Origin of the sequence: Acinetobacter ihumii (assembly GCF_900625095.1) — a bacterium.
GTDB classification, from domain to species: domain Bacteria; phylum Pseudomonadota; class Gammaproteobacteria; order Pseudomonadales; family Moraxellaceae; genus Acinetobacter; species Acinetobacter ihumii.
In genome coordinates this window covers 3,030,820-3,049,607 of sequence record NZ_LR130760.1, presented here as the reverse complement: position 1 = coordinate 3,049,607, position 18,788 = coordinate 3,030,820, and the positions used below count along the sequence as shown (strand labels likewise).

The 18,788-nt window shown below is 38.6% G+C and carries 18 protein-coding genes and 1 tRNA gene; 10 read left to right on the top strand and 9 right to left on the bottom strand.

The window, feature by feature from the left end:
* Positions 1-4 precede the first annotated feature (4 nt).
* Complete coding sequence (locus E0D95_RS14315) at positions 5-721, top strand: glutamine amidotransferase (RefSeq protein ID WP_130804683.1); 717 nt, start codon at positions 5-7, stop codon at positions 719-721.
* Positions 722-742: 21 nt separating this feature from the next.
* On the opposite strand, the gene E0D95_RS14310 is transcribed toward E0D95_RS14315, so the two are convergent.
* On the bottom strand, positions 743-1,150 hold the full coding sequence (locus tag E0D95_RS14310; protein WP_130804682.1) for a GFA family protein: 408 nt from the start codon (positions 1,148-1,150) through the stop codon (positions 743-745).
* A 190-nt stretch (positions 1,151-1,340) separates the two neighbouring features.
* On the opposite strand from E0D95_RS14310, the gene E0D95_RS14305 reads away from it, so the two are divergent.
* Together E0D95_RS14305 and E0D95_RS14300 are read left to right on the top strand one after the other, a co-directional pair.
* Positions 1,341-2,057 carry an ATP-binding protein gene (locus tag E0D95_RS14305; RefSeq protein WP_165443244.1) on the top strand — a complete coding sequence of 239 codons (717 nt, stop codon included), beginning with the start codon at positions 1,341-1,343 and terminating at the stop codon, positions 2,055-2,057.
* On the top strand, positions 2,057-2,725 hold the full coding sequence (locus E0D95_RS14300) for an HNH endonuclease (protein WP_130804677.1): 669 nt from the start codon (positions 2,057-2,059) through the stop codon (positions 2,723-2,725). The genes E0D95_RS14305 and E0D95_RS14300 overlap by 1 nt, the downstream gene beginning before the upstream one ends.
* A gap of 184 nt (positions 2,726-2,909) precedes the next feature.
* Here the strand turns inward: E0D95_RS14300 and E0D95_RS14295 are convergent, their stop codons facing one another.
* Positions 2,910-3,815: an AEC family transporter gene (locus E0D95_RS14295; protein WP_130804675.1), complete on the bottom strand. Its 906-nt coding sequence runs from the start codon at positions 3,813-3,815 to the stop codon at positions 2,910-2,912.
* 310 nt (positions 3,816-4,125) lie between these two features.
* On the opposite strand from E0D95_RS14295, the gene E0D95_RS14290 reads away from it, so the two are divergent.
* Entirely contained in the window at positions 4,126-5,313 is a 1,188-nt protein-coding gene (locus E0D95_RS14290) for an ammonium transporter (protein ID WP_130804673.1), read from the top strand.
* Positions 5,314-5,507: 194 nt separating this feature from the next.
* On the opposite strand, the gene E0D95_RS14285 is transcribed toward E0D95_RS14290, so the two are convergent.
* The 4 genes from E0D95_RS14285 to E0D95_RS14270 form a co-directional block, all read right to left on the bottom strand.
* Complete coding sequence (locus E0D95_RS14285; RefSeq protein WP_130804671.1) at positions 5,508-6,833, bottom strand: ATP-binding protein; 1,326 nt, start codon at positions 6,831-6,833, stop codon at positions 5,508-5,510.
* 22 nt (positions 6,834-6,855) lie between these two features.
* Complete coding sequence (locus E0D95_RS14280; protein WP_130804669.1) at positions 6,856-7,530, bottom strand: response regulator transcription factor; 675 nt, start codon at positions 7,528-7,530, stop codon at positions 6,856-6,858.
* 427 nt (positions 7,531-7,957) lie between these two features.
* Positions 7,958-9,067, bottom strand: coding sequence for a porin (locus E0D95_RS14275; RefSeq protein ID WP_130804667.1), 1,110 nt, complete (start codon positions 9,065-9,067; stop codon positions 7,958-7,960).
* Positions 9,068-9,196: 129 nt separating this feature from the next.
* The gene (locus E0D95_RS14270; RefSeq protein WP_130804665.1) at positions 9,197-10,444 is read right to left on the bottom strand and encodes an MFS transporter; all 1,248 of its coding nucleotides are present in this window, start codon (positions 10,442-10,444) and stop codon (positions 9,197-9,199) included.
* A 111-nt stretch (positions 10,445-10,555) separates the two neighbouring features.
* Here E0D95_RS14270 and E0D95_RS14265 point away from each other — a divergent pair, with 111 nt between their 5' ends.
* The 4 genes from E0D95_RS14265 (at position 10,556) to E0D95_RS14250 (ending at position 13,769) form a co-directional block, all read left to right on the top strand.
* Complete coding sequence (locus tag E0D95_RS14265) at positions 10,556-11,179, top strand: lysophospholipid acyltransferase family protein (RefSeq protein ID WP_130804662.1); 624 nt, start codon at positions 10,556-10,558, stop codon at positions 11,177-11,179.
* 67 nt (positions 11,180-11,246) lie between these two features.
* Positions 11,247-12,164 carry a patatin-like phospholipase family protein gene (locus E0D95_RS14260; RefSeq protein ID WP_130804660.1) on the top strand — a complete coding sequence of 306 codons (918 nt, stop codon included), beginning with the start codon at positions 11,247-11,249 and terminating at the stop codon, positions 12,162-12,164.
* A 267-nt stretch (positions 12,165-12,431) separates the two neighbouring features.
* Positions 12,432-12,899 carry an NfeD family protein gene (locus E0D95_RS14255; RefSeq protein ID WP_130804658.1) on the top strand — a complete coding sequence of 156 codons (468 nt, stop codon included), beginning with the start codon at positions 12,432-12,434 and terminating at the stop codon, positions 12,897-12,899.
* 12 nt (positions 12,900-12,911) lie between these two features.
* A complete protein-coding gene (locus E0D95_RS14250; RefSeq protein ID WP_130804656.1) occupies positions 12,912-13,769 on the top strand; it encodes an SPFH domain-containing protein in 858 nt (285 codons plus the stop codon).
* A gap of 75 nt (positions 13,770-13,844) precedes the next feature.
* Here the strand turns inward: E0D95_RS14250 and E0D95_RS14245 are convergent, their stop codons facing one another.
* Together E0D95_RS14245 and E0D95_RS14240 are read right to left on the bottom strand one after the other, a co-directional pair.
* The gene (locus tag E0D95_RS14245; protein WP_130804654.1) at positions 13,845-14,747 is read right to left on the bottom strand and encodes a polyprenyl synthetase family protein; all 903 of its coding nucleotides are present in this window, start codon (positions 14,745-14,747) and stop codon (positions 13,845-13,847) included.
* 217 nt (positions 14,748-14,964) lie between these two features.
* The gene (locus E0D95_RS14240) at positions 14,965-15,963 is read right to left on the bottom strand and encodes a GGDEF domain-containing protein (RefSeq protein WP_130804652.1); all 999 of its coding nucleotides are present in this window, start codon (positions 15,961-15,963) and stop codon (positions 14,965-14,967) included.
* A 261-nt stretch (positions 15,964-16,224) separates the two neighbouring features.
* Between E0D95_RS14240 and E0D95_RS14235 the strand changes: the two genes are divergently transcribed.
* Both E0D95_RS14235 and E0D95_RS14230 read left to right on the top strand, forming a co-directional pair.
* Positions 16,225-17,589, top strand: coding sequence for an amino acid permease (locus tag E0D95_RS14235; protein ID WP_130804650.1), 1,365 nt, complete (start codon positions 16,225-16,227; stop codon positions 17,587-17,589).
* Between the two features lie 70 nt (positions 17,590-17,659).
* Positions 17,660-17,735 (top strand) — tRNA-Arg (locus E0D95_RS14230).
* Between the two features lie 8 nt (positions 17,736-17,743).
* Here the strand turns inward: E0D95_RS14230 and E0D95_RS14225 are convergent.
* Positions 17,744-18,700 (bottom strand): DUF6160 family protein, encoded by a 957-nt coding sequence (locus tag E0D95_RS14225; protein WP_130804647.1) that lies wholly within the window; start codon positions 18,698-18,700, stop codon positions 17,744-17,746.
* Between the last annotated feature and the right edge of the window lie 88 nt (positions 18,701-18,788).

Genomic DNA, 18,788 nt, shown 5'->3' with positions numbered 1-18,788 from the left:
TAGTATGATTCATCCTACCTTTTCCAAAACCATTTACGCGATTCAGCATCTTGCTTTTGAAGATTTGGGTTCATTAGAAGATATTTTTTATCAGTTAGGCTTTCGTATTCGCTATTTTGAAGCAGGTGTAGATGATCTTACGCCCGCACTGAACTATGAGGGTTTAACTGTAATCTTGGGTGGGCCAATTGGGGTTTATGAAGAACAGGATTATCCTTTTTTAACGGATGAAATTCGCTTGCTCAAGCAACGTCTTGCTGATCAAAAACCGACGATTGGCATTTGTCTAGGTGCCCAATTGATTGCACGAGCTTTAGGTGCAAAAGTTTACGCAGGCCATCAAAAAGAAATTGGTTGGAGTGAACTCGACATTCAGCCCATTGAGAATCATATTTTACAACCGCTTGAAGGTGTTGCGGTTTTACACTGGCATGGGGATACCTTTGACTTACCTGAACATGCCACTTTGCTTGCCAGTTCATCCGTTTATCCACATCAAGCATTTGCAATTGAACAACATGTATTGGCTTTGCAATTTCACATTGAAGTGGCAGAAGATATGTTTGAACGTTGGCTGATTGGTCATACCTGTGAATTACGACAAGCCAAACTGTCTATTCCCCAATTACGTCAAGAAAATGCTCAATATGCACAGCAACTTGAACATGCTGCATACCATGTAATTAAACAGTTTTTAAAAAATATCCAGCTATTAAATTAGAAGAAAGTCTTCATACTTTGTTTAGTTTTCAGAAGAAAATAGATCAATCACATCTTGCTCGGTCATCTGTGGTGCTGAAGATAAAAATGGATAATACGCAGGTTTATGATCTGTATAGATTTCCAGATCTATTTTTGCCTGTTCAGGCAAATCAAAAAGTTCAGCGTTTAAACTATAGTAGTCGCGCTCATTCAATTTGTAATATAAATTGGTGCCACATTGTTTGCAAAAATACCGCGCTGCCCATTCCGATGAAGCATATTTTGCAATCGATTTTTCGCCTATCACTTTTAAATGATCAGTCAATTCGAGAGTAAGAGAGGGTCCACCGCCCCATTTTCGACACATGGAACAATGGCAAACTGTAATTTTTTCTGGTGCAATATGCGCCTCAAACTGAACTGATCCGCATAAACATTGACCGATCATGGCGTTTCCTCTTTTTTATATAATATGACTCTGTACACGACAAATTTCACAGAACTCTTATCCTATCAGGCATCTGCCTTCTTAAAATTGCCAGAATTTCCTTAAACTCTTCTTTTTTCCCAAAACCAATTAAACGCTGAATCGCCATTTGAACACACTAATAATTAGATTAGTAATACGAAAAAGTATATTGGAAAAAATTAAAAACTTAGATGAAGATAATACTGAGATTATAAAAAAATTAGAAGAAATAAATTCTTTAGAAATTTCTTTAGAAGAATTAGCAAATTTAGATTCAACAATCATTGATTTAATTTTATTAAACGTTATAGATATTTTTAGAATATATTTGCACGACAAAAAAACAGATAAAAAGATAGATTATAGAGATCTAAGTTCTGGTCAGTTAGCAATTCTTTCTATGGGTCTCGCATTAATCTGCGAATTGGAAAATAATGCGCTTATTTGTATCGATGAACCCGAAGTTAACTTACATCCACAATGGCAAGAAGAAATTATCAATCTAATTGAATCAATTTCAAAAAGTTATAAAAATTGCCAATTTTTAATAGCTACACACTCTCCTCAAGTAGTTTCAAATCTGACATGTGATAATTCATTTATCTTAAATCTAAATACAAATGAATTAAGAAATACTAAGGAAATAATGAATAGATCTGCCGACTTTCAGCTTTCTGAAGTTTTCAGTTCCCCAGGAAATAATAATGAATATTTATTAAGAAAAATACTTATTATTCTAAACAAATTAAATACTGGCATCACCTTAAATGAAGATGAGATAAACACAAAGGAATTAGTTAAAAAATTATATTATGAAGAGAAATTTCAAGAACATGATAAAGTAAAAACATTGGTTGAAGTCTTATTAGATCTTGAGGTTAAATAATGAAAATATTTTTTATTCCTTCAAAATTTAATGAATATATTGATACTTATGATAAAAAAGATCACACATTTTGGAACAAGGAATGTAAGGAAATTCTAGAACTTAAAAGTTTAATTCGTGCTCATTATTTAACAGAAACCAATAACATATGTTTCTACTGTAGGCATCAGATCCCATCTCAACATGGTAGATATTGGGATATAGACCATATTTTACCTAAATCACTCTATACAAAATTTTTATTTGAATCAGAAAATCTTATAGTAAGTTGTGTCGATTGTAATTCTGCAAAAGGAAATAATAATCCTCACAAGTCACGAAACATAAATGTTAAAAATTTGCCAAAAGGTTCTGACAAATATATTTTCATCCATCCTTTCTATGATAATTATGACGATCATATTCAAATTAAAAAAACAGCTAACCCCAATCATCATTTTCTGATCAAGAAAACTGATAAGGGTGCAAAAACTATAGAGTTTTGCAACTTGAGTCGCTTTTTTCAAAGTTATAGTGATTGGGATAATGTGAGTTTCAAAACAATTGAAGTGACAGATGAATTACTTGATTCACGTCAGAAACTATCTAAACAAGATATTCAAGCTCTTATAGTTAGTCGCTTAAATCAAGTTCAAGAATTAACAGCTTTACTTGCTGAAGCTTTATAATATTTGACTTGATTAATCAATATTCGCTCTACTTTTAGGAGAGGGTTAGGCAGGGGTTATTTGACCCATCAAAGCACCTTATGCCGCGACACTATTTCTCCCCCACTCACTTTCCATAAGCATTAAGCACTATATTTTCCCATTTCACTTGGCTCTTTAACTCAGCTAAATAGCAAGGATTAGATCACCCCACCCACCAAATCACCCACGGCAACGTCACCGCAGCACACAAGGTCTGCAAACTAATCACCGCTGCCATCAGTTGACTATCCCCTTTTAAAACTTTAGTCAGAATATAGGCTGCCGATGCAGTCGGTAAAGCAAAGAAGATCACGGTAATCTGGCTTTCAAGTTTAGACAGCCCGAACCATAAACACACAACATAAGCCAATACAGGCATTAAAAGTAACCGAGCAAAAGTATCCAGCATCAAAACTGGAACATCCTTTTTCATTTCCATAAACTGTAAAGCAGCCCCTACGCAGAGTAGCCCCAAAGGTAAACTCGATGCAGAAAATAGTTTGAGTAAATTCATCAAGCCCTCCCAGATTGGAATCTGTAATGCATTGACCAAACCACCTAAAATACAGGATAAAATCAAAGGATTCTTAATCAGGGCAATCACAACAGCTCTGAATGACATTTGCTCAGACGGCGTAAGTGCAAGCACAGAAATAATATTGACGATTGGCACACAAATGGCCAATAGAATCGCCAAAATTGCCATTCCTTCTTTATGATAAAGCGCTGCCACTAAAGCCAATCCAATATAAGTATTGAAACGTATCAAGCTTTGAACATGTACGCCAAAACGAGCAGGTGGGATTCGTTTAAAAAAACGTAAAATATAAAATGCAGAAGTGATGATGAAAAGGACGATAAACATAGTCGCAATCACCGTTTTCAAACTATGCGGATCGATGTTTGCTGTTGCCAATGTATGAAAAAGTAAGCTTGGAAAAAGCACGTAGTAGTTCAGCTTTTCTGCGCCCGCCCAAAATTCATTTGTGAAGAAATGATATTTCTTAAAAAAGTAACCTGTCGCAATCAATGCTATGAGGGGAAAAAGTGCAAGAAGAATATGAGCCATGTCCGACCAGTATCTATTATCATGATTTTTAAGTCCTGACTTATTCTAATGCTTAAAATAATTAATGAGCTTAAATCTTAAAATAATTTCTTTAAAAAATTAAATCAGCACCAAACTTGCCCATTTCGCACCATAATTACCAAAATCTCGATAAAAATATCAAAACTGGTGCGTTTTTTGCTTTCAAGAGTTTCAATAATCAAAACCCAAACTTTTGATTGGTATTTTTTAGATTTACTAAACCATTTTGGTGCAAATCATCATTTTTTTGTACTTCAACATGGTTTTTAGCACTTATTTTGAGCAAACTATGCAGAATGTAGATCTTTTTTTCTTATTGTTAGGTGCAGTATTGGTTCTTGCCATGCACGCAGGCTTTGCATTTTTAGAGCTAGGAACAGTTCGTCATAAAAATCAGGTCAATGCACTCAGCAAAATTTTGACTGATTTTTCTATCTCAGCAATTGCCTATTTTTTTATTGGCTATTACATCTCCTATGGCCTGCATTTTTTTCATGTAGGCACGACACTTTCAGCAGAACATGGCTACAACTTAATGCGCTGCTTCTTTTTGTTGACCTTTGCCGCCGCGATTCCTGCCATTATTTCAGGTGGAATTGCCGAACGCGCCAAAATGCGTCCTCAAGCAATTGCAACTTTCTTTCTGGTGGCTTTGGTTTATCCACTGTTTGAAGGCATCGCATGGAATGGTAATTTTGGTTTACAAAGCTGGCTAGAAGCTCATTTTGGCGCACCTTTTCATGATTTTGCAGGATCGGTGGTGGTACATGCGATGGGTGGCTGGATTGCATTGGCTGCCGTGATTTTATTGGGTGCGCGACATGGTCGTTATAAAAAAGACGGTCGAATTAGTGCGCATCCACCCTCTTCCATTCCTTTTCTGGCTTTAGGTTCATGGATTCTTATAGTGGGCTGGTTTGGCTTTAATGTCATGAGTGCACAACGTGTCGATGCTATTTCGGGTTTAGTTGCCATGAATTCACTCATGGCGATGGTCGGTGGAACATTAAGTGCCAATCTGGCAGGAAAAAATGATCCCGGCTTTTTACATAATGGACCATTGGCGGGATTGGTTGCGATATGTGCTGGTTCGGACATTGTGCATCCATTTAGTGCATTAGTGATTGGTGCGATTGCTGGATTCATTTTTGTCAAATTATTTACGTATACCCAAAATAAACTCAAAATTGATGACGTTCTTGGTGTATGGCCCTTACATGGTGTTTGTGGTGTATTTGGTGGACTTGCAGTCGGCATTTTTGGTCAACAATGGTTAGGTGGGCTGGGTCAGATTTCTTTTATCTCACAACTGATTGGCAGCCTGCTCGCCGTCAGCATCGCTTTATTGGGTGGTTTTGTAGTTTATGGTATTTTAAAAATGACCATGGGCATTCGTCTTTCTCAAGAAGATGAGTTTCAGGGTGCAGATTTATCCATTCATAAAATCTCTGCAAACTCGGAAGATGGAATGTTTTAAGTTCTTTTTTGATTATGATTTTCACGGCTCGAATTGAGCCGTTTTTTTGTTTTAGATATGCACATATTTTTATACAAAGTCTTTGTTTAAAAAGATCATACAAACCCGAAATATATTTTATATAATTGATTTATATAAATTTTTATAAAATAACGAGAGCTTAATAATGGTGAGGGAGTCTCCATTGATCAAAATCAACTTTTTAAAATTTTGGGCAATTGCACCAAAACACTTAAACCACCTAATTCCTGACTTTGAGCCAGTGTCAATCTTCCGCCCAAACGTTGGGTAGCTTTATCCACAATAGACAGTCCCAAACCACTCCCAACTTCCAGATGATGATGTACGCGATAGAAGCGTTTCAGTACCTGATCATAATATTGTGGGTCAATTCCTGCACCACTGTCTTCAATCTGCACACAGGCGCATTGATTGCTGTCTTCAAACACTGAAATATTAATCACGCCATTTGCAGGTGTGTATTTAATCGCATTATCAATCAGGTTAAAAACAATGGAATGTACGGTCGGCTCTATACTGACAATTTCAATATTTTCATTGCGCTCAAAACCTAAATCAATTTCTTTTTCCATTGCCAGATTCATGAGCTGTTCTACGCAATTGAGTGCAACATCATTTAAAAGAAAATGACTAAAACGCTCAAGACTACTCATAGAAGCATCTTGTTTCGCAAGTGCCAGCAGTTGACTGACCAAATGTTGAATTCTGGCCAAACCTTTGCTTAGATTTTGTAAAGCCGCATGATCTGGAAATTGGCTTAAAAGAATTTTAGTCTGTAAGTTTAAGGCTGTAATTGGGGTACGAAGTTCATGCGCAGCATCTGCCACGAATTGTTTTTGCTCTTGTTGCGCGGTCGAAATTCGTTCAAATAGGCGGTTCATTTCATGAATAGTGGGCGATAATTCTTCAGGATAGTCCTTCTCATGAATGGGTGCCAAATCGTTAGAATCACGTTGAATCAGCTCCGATTTAAAATCATCAAGTGGTTTTAAACCACGCCGAATAATTCCTGCCAAACCAATTAAGGCAAACGGTAAAATAATCACATAGGGTAAAAACATGCTGCCTGCAAGCTCAAGTGCCATCACTTGTCTGACTTTTTGCTGCTGGCTGATCTGGATTTGAAAATCTTTGGTCGGCATCACATAGGTACGCCAGACACCGTGCTCGGTTTGTTGGGTATAAAAGCCCGCATATTTAACAGGCGGAACCAGTAAACGATCGGCATGACTCAAATGGCTCTGGTTTTTATACGCCCAGATATCGACAAACAGATCTTCTTCCCGATAGATCCGATCCTGTTCAAAGTGACTGACAACGGATGAATACGGCTGTGTCGCGGAACGCTTTGCCAGATATTGCATCTGAGCATCTAAAATTTGATTACTTTCCTGTAAGGCAATTTTATAGGCTGAAAAAATAAGCACACAGCCCAGCAAAATACTAAAAATAGACGTGTACCAGATGAGGCGTCGTTTTAAAGAATAATGCTGAAGCATGAGGGATAATATTTCCTACAATTTAACTGTGTCCAAGTCGATAGCCCAATCCACGAATGGTACGGATAAAATCTTTACCCAACTTGGAACGTAAATGATGAACATACACTTCAATCGTGTTACTGGTCACTTCACTATCAAAATCGTAAAGTTTATCTTCCAGATTGGCTTTGGAAAAAATCTTGTTGGGATGAGTCATCAATGGAATGAGAATTGCCCACTCACGGTTAGACAGTTCAACTTCATGACCATTTAACGTTGCCACGTGCTTTTCAATATTCAGTACCACATCACCACTACGTAAAACTTGATCCTGACTACTGGTGTGTGCTTCTTTGCCACTTCGGCGTAGTAAAGCATGAATGCGTGCGAGTAATTCATCAAACTCATAAGGCTTGATCAAATAATCATCGGCACCCTGATTTAAACCATCGACACGGTTTTCAAGTTGATCACGTGCAGAAATAATCAGCACAGGCACGGCTGTTTTTTGTCGAATCTGTTTCAACACCTGCATGCCATCCATCATCGGCAAGCCAAGATCCAGCAAGACCAGATCAAAATTTTGTTTGGTCAGTTGTGCCAGACCATCAATGCCATTATTCACCCATTCAACATCGAATTGATGATACTTAAGCAAGGTCAAGGTTGACTCTGCGATCATGAAGTCATCTTCAATAATCAGAATTTTAGGCATAGGATTGACTCACGGCTCATCAGGTTGATTATGAGGCTTGCAAAAAAATACTAAAAGAAATGATCTTTATTGCATACAGCCTTGTATCCGAATGTTGAATGTTTATTTTCATCAGTATTTAAGCAGGTTATGCAACAAACCACCAGCCTCATATAAATTAACTGTGTGATTGGATAGCTTATAACGACTGTAAATCATTTTTGTTATTCTGAGCTTATATTTTATTGAGGTATAAATAGAACAAAGATCAATAGATGATCCAAACTCGGTTCAATCAGGGATAAACTCAAAAATATAGACTCAAAATGCAATTCAACATTCACATCATATTTTGATTACAACTGCCTAATCTAAAAATTTAAACTTAAAAATCACTTAAATAAAAAAGGTGATCATGTTGATCACCTTGATTTAGTCAATTGATTTATTAGAATTTAAACTCTAAACCAATCCCTGCAACAGGTTGTTTGTCTTTTTTACTGGCTTGTTCAAGCGTTAAATATCCTGCATAGCCATAACTTTTAAATTGTTTACTGAATGCATAATCTGCACCTGCAATAAACTGTGTGGCTTCAAAATCGGATTGGTTGTTTTTAAAACTGGTATTATTTTGGCTGTATTGTCCTTTAACCGTCCATTTGTTGGCATTAGGGAAGTTATATTCCGCCCCAATTAACCAGCCTTGTGCATCGTCAATATTTGCTGAACCCGCAGCATTTCCTGCAACGTCCTCAACCTCTGAACTCTGATACAATGCTTTTAATGCCAAATGACTATCCAGTAAATTCAAACGACCAATACCACGAATGGTGTTGGCTGCGGCAAGCAATGAACCACCTGCAATTTCAGGTTCAGACGCATTTAAAAAACCACGCCCCAAAAACGTACTCGGAATGGCTTTATCGTAGCCCACCCCTGCAACTACTGTTTTATTGTCATATACAGCTGAAGCTGACCATGCATCTCCTAAACCGCGACCCGCGGTTTTTACCCCACCACTCGAAGCTTTAATGCCAGAACCTTCTCCAGTGGCAAACAATGCATTAATTTTTATATTGCCATTTGCTAAATTAATTGCTGGTGATTCATAGAGCAGTACATTGTCGACACGGTTTTCACCCGTAAAAATACCAGTAATATCGGCTTTGTTAGCAACATAATTATTAAATGTATCCACCACACTGGACAGTTGTTTGACTGGCGTATCATGTTTACCGAGTTTAATTGTTCCCCACACATTATCTTTCAAACCGACAAAACGGTTACGCTGCGACCAGTCTGTGCCATCTCCGTCAGCGTTAAATGCCCACTCAGCCAAATAAACAGCACTTAAACGTTCAGATAACTTTTCCTCACCTTTGATTCCAAGATAAGAACTATTTGAGCTGACTTCCCATACATCACGATCAGATTTTGTGACATTATTTTCAGGTAAATAATCTAAAGAGGCATCAATTTCACCATATAAGGTGGGTGCTGCAAAGCTACTTCCCGCAATCAAACTTAAGGCAAATGCCCACACAATTTTGGTTTTCATGTTGTGTTCCTGTGTTAATTTGTTACAAATCCTACACAGACCCTAAATGTTACAGAACCATTAAATTTTGATTAACTTATAAAAATTTTAGCTTAGGCTATTTTTATATGCTTGATTTTAAATCAATGTTTATCCGTTTTTTTGATAATGCTGTTTCCATATGAACATCGGGATTACACACAGCATTGCCACGACAACAATGATATTGAGATAAATAAAATAACCCAACCAGTCGCCCAAGATTCCACTGATCGTATATAAGCCGCCACTCATGGTTGCCATAATTGCCACCTGAAAAGTGAAATCTGTGCCTGCTAGCATTTTGCGACTATATTGCATAATCAATGTCAGCATGACCACCAGAAGCATGGCAGAAATTGCATCTTCAACTGCATTCACCACATACACGATCCAATGACTGATCACGATTTTTTGTTCATAAGCAAAAGCCAGTCCTACATAGGCACATAAACTCAACACCTTTAACAAGGAAAACCAGATCAGTAATTGCGCACGAGCATATTTTTTTAATAAGTAACCTGCAATTGCGGCTCCCAACAGTGCAGCGCAAGCACCCAGCATAGTGATATAAACGCCAATCTGAGTAAAATTCAGCCTCAAATCCACCATCAGTGGTTTTAATAAAGGGCCAGATAATCCATCTGCAACTTTAAATGTCACCAGCACGACTAACCAGGAACGTAGTTCTTTGGAGTGAGTAAAGTATTGAAAATACTGCTTAAAACTCACACGTTTTTGAGATGTTTCAAAATGCTGCGCTGTATGATCATGCGATTGTTGATAAAACAAAATCGGCAAAGTATTGAGCAACACGATCAGTGCCAACATCCAAAACGTTATTTGCCAACTAAAGCCATCTAATGCCCACAGTACAACGCCTCCCCCTACGATAAATCCCAAACGTGAGCCAATCACCTGAAACGTATTACCCCAGTGTTGCTGATCGGTTTTTAGCAAATTCACCGCCAAGGCATCTGTGGCAATATCCTGTGTTGCACCAGTTAAATTTAGACAGAGAAATAAAATAAAAAAGATAGAAAGCGTAAAAGGTTGATTCAATTCGTCAATTGGGAAAAAAGATAAGAGTATTAAAATGACCACACTCAAAAGTTGAGTCGGAATAATCCAGCTTCGATAATGTCCTAATTTAGACCAACCGAATCGGTCAACAAGTGGTGCCCAAAAAATCTTGATAGACCACGGTAACATTAATAACCCAAAACCACCAATGTGAGCCAGTGAAACGCCCTGCGCTCTTAAAATAACCGGTAAGGCATGTGTCATAAAACCGACAGGTAAACCTTGCGCCCAGTACAATGAGAATAACAAGACATATAACCGCGCTGGGTTGAGCATTCGATTTCCTTTGGCAAAATCATGCACATTTAAACTCACCATTTTGCCAATGTCAGCGAGGTTTCAAAAGACTATCATGCACAAAAAGGATGATTTTTAAGGTATCAGGATATGCCGCATTTTCCAGAACTCCCCGACCAAATTCCAAGACGTGGAACACCCCTGAGTCGAGCGACCTTTAAAGCTCTGTTTTTAGCACAAAGCTGGCGTTTTGAAGGTGAATTTCCCAATTTAGCCAAAGCTGTTGCCATTGTTGCGCCCCATACGTCTAATATCGATGCATGGTACGGGTTTCTTGCGATTGGTGCTTTAGGAATTAAAATAACTGTTCTGGGTAAAGACAGTCTATTTAAGCCCCCTTTGAGACCTGTACTAAAATGGGCAGGACTGATTCCAGTCAAACGTGATCAAATCAATGGTTTAACCCAACAAGTCGTTGAGTTTATTCAACAGCAGGATCAAATCTGGGTAGGCATGGCACCTGAAGGAACTCGCAAGAAAGCTGAAAAAATCAAAAGTGGATTTTATCAAATTGCATTAAAGGCAAAGATTCCCATCGTTATTTTTTCTTTCGACTTTAATCAAAAAACGATTCATTGTCTGGGGATATTCCATCCTACGGGAGATTATGAACAGGATTTGAACGAAATAATGCAGCGTTTTGAAGGAAAATTTTCCCCGCACACACCTGACTGGTTATCTTTACCTTTACAAAATCTTGTGAAAAAACGCTAGTATTCGCATCTTAAATCTGTTCAGATGAGCGCATCTTTTTTGTCCAGATTTTGTTATTTAAATTAAGATGAAAGTTGTACATTTTGCTCTGGTCAGCGCACTGAGTCTGGCTTTATTTGGCTGTGATAAAAGCGTAAAAACACCAACTCAAACCAGTTCCATCAAAGCACGTGAACCTGTGATTGCACTGGCTCTGGGAGGGGGCGGTGCCAAAGGTTTTGCACATATTGGTGTAATTAAGGTGTTAGAGTCGCACGGCATTAAACCAAAGATTGTGACAGGCACCAGTGCAGGTAGTTTTGTCGGGAGCATCTATGCCAGTGGGAAAACACCGTACCAAATGCAGAGTCTGGCACTCAAATTACAGGAATCAGATTTGCGTGATCTGACCCTGAATCGGCAAGGCATTATTTTAGGTCAAAAATTACAAAATTATGTCAATGCTCAAGTCGAGAATAAACCGATTGAAAAATTTCCAATTCGTTTTGCTGCGGTCGCAACCCGCCTCGATAATGGACAAAAAGCAGATTTTATTAAAGGCAACGCCGGACAAGCGGTTCGCGCCTCTTGCAGCATTCCGAATGTCTTTGTACCTACCACCATTGCCAATGTGAAATATGTGGACGGTGGTCTGGTCAGCCCAATTCCTGTTAAAACAGCCAAAGATATGGGCGCGGATCTTGTGATTGCGGTGGATATTTCTGCACGACCAACCGGTTCAGGTGCCGGCAATATGCTCGGTTTGCTGGATCAGACTATTAATATTATGGGACAGCAAAGTATTAGTACTGAGTTAAATCAGGCCAGTGTGGTGATTCAACCCAAAGTCGGTAATCTGGGGGTACTGGATTTAAAATCGAGTAATCAGGCAATTTTAGAAGGTGAAAAAGCCACCCAGCTTAAAATCAAAGAAATTCAAAGTGTCATTCAGGCATTTAAACAATCCCCTGCTGCGCTTAAACCTGCGCCACGTGCGAAGTTTTAATTATCCATCATTATGCGCAAAGAAATGCTAAGTCCTTATTGCATTTCTTTGCCCGATTTAGGTTGAATACTCGATTTTTTTATCCGTGTTAAAAGCCTCATTCCTTTTCTTCTTACAGCAAAAATTAAAAGGATTCAGCGAAGAAATCTGAGCTAATTTCCCTATTTTTAGATCTACCACTGATTTTCATATTCATGATGCGCCAGTTCTGCTACATTGATCTTTGATGATTTTTTCATCTTTATCATAAGTAATACGAGCAACGCTATGGAATTAGTTTTAGAACCTTGGCATTGGTTTATTTTAGGTATTGTTTTGATGCTTTCTGAGCTGATCTTACCTGCCTTTGCTGCCCTTTGGTTTGGTATTGCCGCCATTTTGGTGGGAATTTTATTGTGGCTATTCCCGGTAATGAATCTCACGGTACAAATTGTCATGTGGATTATTCTATCGGTGATATGCACACTTTTATGGTTTAAATTTATTAAACCGCTTTCAATTGACAAAACCAAAGCAGGATTGTCCCGTGAAGCGACAATCGGTCAAGTCGGAATGGTCATCCAAACTGGATTGACTCATGATCAGGTTGTGGTTCGATTCTCTCTACCTGTGTTAGGTTCGGACGAATGGAACTGTCGTAGTTTATCCCCTGTTCAGGTCGGTGATCGGGTACGCGTGGTCGATATTATGGGCAATGATCTGGTTGTTCAATTACATAAATCTCAAGAAACATAAGAGGATCTTTTTATGCCAGTCGGTACGATTATTGGTTTAGCTTTTCTCATCTTTGTCGGTGTCACCATTTTTAAAGGGGTGCGCATTGTCCCACAAGGTTATAAATGGATTGTGCAACGTTTGGGTAAATACCATGCGACCTTGAGCCCAGGACTTAACTTTGTCATTCCCTATGTCGATGAAGTCGCTTATAAAGTGACTACAAAAGATATTGTGCTTGATATTCCCTCTCAGGAAGTGATCACCCGTGACAATGCTGTCTTGGTCATGAATGCAGTTGCCTATATTAATTTAACCACACCAGAAAAAGCGGTATATGGCATTGAAAACTACACATGGGCTATTCAAAATCTGGTTCAGACTTCTTTGCGTTCTATCGTGGGTGAAATGGATCTGGATGATGCATTATCTTCACGTGACCATATAAAAGCCAAACTCAAAGCCGCCATTTCAGATGATATTTCAGATTGGGGCATTACCCTTAAAACTGTAGAAATTCAGGATATTCAACCCTCACCGACCATGCAAGCGGCTATGGAAGCTCAAGCTGCAGCTGAACGGCAACGTCGTGCCACCGTAACCAAAGCAGATGGTGAAAAACAAGCAGCCATTTTAGAGGCCGATGGTCGTCTGGAAGCATCGCGTCGTGATGCCGAAGCTCAGGTGGTACTGGCAGAAGCTTCACAAAAGGCCATTGAAATGGTGACTTCAGCAGTCGGTGAACAGGAAATTCCAGTCGCTTATTTATTGGGTGAGCAATATATTAAAGCCATGCAGGATATGGCGAAATCCAACAATGCCAAAACTGTGGTATTACCTGCTGATATTCTGAATACCATTCGCGGTGTGATGGGACGTAATCCGTCTTAAACTTGCTGTTGATGATTCTATCGTTTGCAGTCCCTTTGCTCTAAAGACAAGGGACTGCCTTTTTTAACTGAAAAATCAGTTTTTTCTGGATAATACAAATTGTGCAATTTCGAGCAAGTCTCGAGCAGACTCACCAAAATAATCGAGTGCAGAAAGTGCTTGTTGTTGTAAAGATTGCGCATATTGTTGTGCGGCTTCCAAGCCCATTAATGCTGGATAAGTAGATTTTTCAACTTGTTCATCTTTACCGGCAGTTTTACCCAAAGTTTCAGTGGTAGATATAATATCCAGCACATCATCATGAACCTGAAATGCTAAACCAATATTTTGTCCAAATTGACGTAATTGTGGAATGGCTTGATCTGTTCCAGCAAATGCAGTGACCGCTCCCATCATAATTGCAGCCTGTATTAATGCTCCTGTTTTATTACGATGAATCGTTTCAAGCGCATCCTGATGAATCTGTTGCCCTTCCGATTGCAAATCAAGCACTTGACCACTGACCATTTTAGAACTGGCTGTTGCCAAAATTTGTACTTGTTTCAACACAATGGCATTGTCTACGCTTTGCTGCTGATCAAATAACCGACTCGTTAATACCTCAAAGGCCATCGACTGCAAGATATCACCTGCCAGTAAGGCCGTATCTTCACCAAATGCTACATGACAGGTGGGTTGACCACGACGTAACAAGTCATTGTCCATGCAAGGCAAATCGTCATGCACCAGTGAATAACAATGTATAAACTCAACCGCAACAGCAGCACGACGTGCGGCTGCAAAGTTGGGATGCTGTTTTAATGAAGCAGCCGCATAACATAATGCAGGACGAATACGTTTCCCTCCGAGCATCACTGCATGATGCACCGCAGACTTCAAGGGTTCAGGTAAAGCAAATGCCTCTAAGGCAATCGTTAAATCTTGCTGAATACGCTCTTGAGCAGCAGATAATGCATTGACTTGCGAAATTGATGTCACGGATGGCCTCAAATGAAACGAAGAGAAAATAGCTTTAGGCTATGTATTTGATGAATGTGAGTAAAGATATCACATTCAAATCATGCAAAAACATGTTTAATTTTTCAAAATCTGGGCATACACTCTCTTTTGGATAAAATTGTGTTGGCTTGGGAAAACAATCAGCCTAAAAATACTGACTTCATCACGGGCATGACACAGAATCTATCAGACAAACTCAGGATGAGTGTTCGCCAAGTATAGGAGGTCGGCTTGTATTTGCATTTTTATTCGGTTGATTTAACTTACTGTCTTTAATTGCAATAGATAATTTAGATTCAATCTCAGAAAAATGATCAAGTTCATGGTATGAAGGATGATAAATGGCAACAGAAGCACTGAGTCTCTGAGTCTCTGAAGCATCAAAATGATAAGCTGCATCATAAATTGCCATGCGCAAACGCTCTGCTAAGGTATAGGCAGTTAACTCTGAAGCATTCGGCATCACAATGATAAATCGAGCTGAATTTAAACGGTACAACCGTGATTCTTCAGGAATCAAATAGCTTTGTAACAACTCAGCAATTTCCTTTAATACAATGTCGCCCTGACTATAACTATAGGTTTGGTTAAATTTTTTAAAATTATCCAGATCAAGCATCAATATATGAAGATGACTGACCTTCTGGTCTGACTTGAGCTGGGTCAATGCTTGTTCAAGCGCATGGCGGTTGGCGACACCTGTGACTGAATCAATATAAAGGTGTTCCTGTAAACGTAAATTGTTCAGTTCAAGTACCCGCTCACGGCGTTTTAAACGTGTGACTTCTGCCCAAATGACCATGGTGGCAATGATTTGTTCATTTTGATCAGTTAAAGGTCGCCAATAACTATTATAAAAACGACCTTTCACATAAAGTTCTTTTTCGTGAAATGATTCTTGTTCGAACTGAGCTAAAATCACCTGAATTTCGGTTTGCATATTTTCAATAAAATAACTCATGAGCTTACCTTGCATATACAAGGCATCACTGGCATAGATATCTGCATAGAGCTGATTTACTTTTAAAAAAACGCCATTGGTACTTAAAATAAATGCAGGTACAGGCAACTGATCCAGCAAAGAGAGCGTAGGAACCGAACTTTGAATGATATCTTTTGAAATAAAAGGAGTCAGCGAACGTAATTGTTGCTGTCCTAACATAAAGACTGTCTCTAAATCGTTATCATTAAGCATGTTATGTTTTATTTTTCCTCACAGTGACTGTATTGTACTCAAAATCTATTCAAAATATGTACCAAAAATCAGCTTATTTCATCCATTCATTCTCATTATATGCAACCTGCTTGAATGACTCACCCTGAGCACTTAGCTTAACACTGGCAAAAGTCGACGCTTAAGTACAACTAAAGTTGGCTGCTTTTTTTATCGGCTGACTAGGCTAAATACACTCGATCCTTTAGAATATTCAGCTTATTCACGGTAGAGCGAAGTGCTTTGAACAACGATTCTTCAAAACTTCAGCGGGGGCTAAAAAACCGTCATATCCAGTTGATTGCCATGGGTGGTGCAATTGGAACGGGTTTATTCTTGGGTTCCGCACAAGTTATTCAGTCTGCTGGTCCTTCAATTATTTTGGGTTATGCCATCGGTGGTTTAATCGCTTTCTTAATTATGCGCCAGTTGGGTGAAATGATTGTGGAAGAACCTGTTGCAGGTTCATTTAGTCATTTTGCCAATAAATATTGGGGGAAATTTCCGGGCTTTTTAGCGGGCTGGAATTACTGGATTCTTTATGTTTTGGTGGCGATGACTGAGCTTACAGCGGTTGCCAAATATATTAACTATTGGTGGCCTCATATTCCTTCGTGGGCATCGGTATTATTTTTCTTTTTGGTCATTACAGCTATCAATTTAACCAACGTTAAATTTTATGGTGAATCAGAATTTTGGCTTTCAATTATTAAAGTTGTGGCTGTGGTTTCCATGATCATCTTTGGTCTATATTTATTATTTACTGCTGGCCCTGATTCTACAGCTTCATTTAGCAACCTTTGGACACATGGTGGATTTTTTCCAAATGGCTTCGATGGTTTGTTTTATATGCTTGCCTTTTTAATGTTCGCCTTTGGTGGTATTGAACTGATTGGTATGGCCGCAGCTGAAGCCGACAACCCGAAGAAAACCATTCCCAAGGCAATCAATCAGGTGGTTTTGCGTATCCTGATTTTTTATGTCGGCTCTCTTACCATTCTTCTTTCTTTAGTTCCTTGGAATCAACTCGATTTAGGTGGTCTGGATAAAAGCCCATTTGTGATGATTTTTAGTCAATTGGGAATTGGTTGGGCAGCACATCTATTAAACTTTATCATTCTAACCGCAGCACTGTCAGTATATAACAGTGGTATGTATGCCAACAGCCGTATGCTGTATGGTCTAGCCCAACAAGGCAATGCACCAGCCGTGTTTAAAAAGGTCAATTCACAAGGGGTTCCAATACCCGCTGTCTGGTTATCTGCTGTCTTAATTTTTGGATGTGTATTACTAAACTATTTTGTACCAGAAGATGCATTAGGTCATTTAATGTATGTGGTGGTCGGTGCATTGGTCTTAAACTGGGCGATGATTAGTTTGACACATTTAAAATTTAGATCTGCCATGAAAGCAATCAACCATAAAGTCTCCTTCCCAGCACTTTGGGCACCTGTGAGTAACTATCTGGTTTTATTGTTTATTGCGACGGTGTTATACATTATGTGGACTCAAGGTTTTATGGAATCCGTGATTATGATTCCAATCTGGATTGTATTGATGTATGTACTTTATAAATTGTTAAATTCAAAATCATCTGTTTCTGAATAAAATCTAGAATAGAAAAACAAAAAAGTTATTGCCTTCGCAGTAACTTTTTTGTTTATAATCATAAAATTATGCGCTTGTAGCTTAACTGGATAGAGCAGTTGCCTCCTAAGTGACCGACGTGGGTTCGAGTCCCGCCGAGCGCACCATTAACTTTTTACATCCCGCTGATTTTTACCTTTAAATCGGTAACCGATGCACCGACTGCCCCTATATTACCCATAGGTCCATTTTGCACGCCATTAAAGACATTCGCATTACTTTGACCTGCCTCACCCAAAGTCACATTCTTTAGGGTCGCATTTAATTGATTTGAAGTGCCAGTGTTACCAAAAACAAATCCAGTTGATTCAATACCTGCATAAAAACCATTCAATGAAAATCCATTGGTTTGATCTGTTGCTTTTAGGCTTAGATCAAAAGTAATGCCTGTTGAATAAGAATTAGCAGGAGTTTGCGTATCAACATAATTTGATACGAGAGTAATGGGACAGCCGCCATTACAAATTGAGCTGATCGCCCCGCCAAATTGAATCATATGACTTTGTGGCGCACTCCCAAGTTGGATATTCATTTTAGGAGCATTACCAGATACAAAGTTTACATCAATGTTACTACCGACTCTAAGTAACTCTTTAACATCACTATTTAAAGTTGTTCCTGTAAAAATAGATTTTGAAGTGTTAAAACTTGAACTTGAATTAGTTCCTGCTAAATAAATAGAAAATGGTGAAATGGTTAAACCTGAAATTTGATTTGCAAATGAGATTGCCAAGTTTGCAAACGCTTTATTTGTGCCGCCACCATCTGTATCCATGACTATTTTAAAAGTCGGATCAGAATTTCCACCTATAAAATTTAAGCTCACTGGCGTTGCATTGCTCCCAGCAACAACCATACTTGCACGATTGTTATAAGTGGTGGACGCAGCTATGCCATCTTTATCAATCAAAGCTACCTGTTTAAATTCGACTTTATTGACACCTACACCAATGCTAATACCATCCTGCCCCGTCGTTGCTGACAGACTCTGGTCATCCATTGGCTGCATCGCCAGTGTAAGAGGTGCAAAGCAAAATAGACTTATACATCCCAGTATTTTGTTTTTCTTCATTGTCCTAATCCTTAAGACAAATATCATTTGGTTACTTCTTACACATATTACAATAATTCGAGTATATGTAAGACTATATCCGACTAAA

What these genes read in the sequence shown, in the direction of transcription:
- E0D95_RS14315 (WP_130804683.1), top strand. Translation starts at nt 5, where the DNA reads ATGATTCATCCTACCTTTTCCAAAACCATTTACGCGATTCAGCATCTT.
- E0D95_RS14310 (WP_130804682.1), bottom strand. Translation starts at nt 1,150, where the DNA reads ATGATCGGTCAATGTTTATGCGGATCAGTTCAGTTTGAGGCGCATATT.
- E0D95_RS14300 (WP_130804677.1), top strand. Translation starts at nt 2,057, where the DNA reads ATGAAAATATTTTTTATTCCTTCAAAATTTAATGAATATATTGATACT.
- E0D95_RS14295 (WP_130804675.1), bottom strand. Translation starts at nt 3,815, where the DNA reads ATGGCTCATATTCTTCTTGCACTTTTTCCCCTCATAGCATTGATTGCG.
- E0D95_RS14290 (WP_130804673.1), top strand. Translation starts at nt 4,126, where the DNA reads ATGCAGAATGTAGATCTTTTTTTCTTATTGTTAGGTGCAGTATTGGTT.
- E0D95_RS14285 (WP_130804671.1), bottom strand. Translation starts at nt 6,833, where the DNA reads ATGCTTCAGCATTATTCTTTAAAACGACGCCTCATCTGGTACACGTCT.
- E0D95_RS14280 (WP_130804669.1), bottom strand. Translation starts at nt 7,530, where the DNA reads ATGCCTAAAATTCTGATTATTGAAGATGACTTCATGATCGCAGAGTCA.
- E0D95_RS14275 (WP_130804667.1), bottom strand. Translation starts at nt 9,067, where the DNA reads ATGAAAACCAAAATTGTGTGGGCATTTGCCTTAAGTTTGATTGCGGGA.
- E0D95_RS14270 (WP_130804665.1), bottom strand. Translation starts at nt 10,444, where the DNA reads ATGCTCAACCCAGCGCGGTTATATGTCTTGTTATTCTCATTGTACTGG.
- E0D95_RS14265 (WP_130804662.1), top strand. Translation starts at nt 10,556, where the DNA reads ATGCCGCATTTTCCAGAACTCCCCGACCAAATTCCAAGACGTGGAACA.
- E0D95_RS14260 (WP_130804660.1), top strand. Translation starts at nt 11,247, where the DNA reads ATGAAAGTTGTACATTTTGCTCTGGTCAGCGCACTGAGTCTGGCTTTA.
- E0D95_RS14255 (WP_130804658.1), top strand. Translation starts at nt 12,432, where the DNA reads ATGGAATTAGTTTTAGAACCTTGGCATTGGTTTATTTTAGGTATTGTT.
- E0D95_RS14250 (WP_130804656.1), top strand. Translation starts at nt 12,912, where the DNA reads ATGCCAGTCGGTACGATTATTGGTTTAGCTTTTCTCATCTTTGTCGGT.
- E0D95_RS14240 (WP_130804652.1), bottom strand. Translation starts at nt 15,963, where the DNA reads ATGCTTAATGATAACGATTTAGAGACAGTCTTTATGTTAGGACAGCAA.
- E0D95_RS14225 (WP_130804647.1), bottom strand. Translation starts at nt 18,700, where the DNA reads ATGAAGAAAAACAAAATACTGGGATGTATAAGTCTATTTTGCTTTGCA.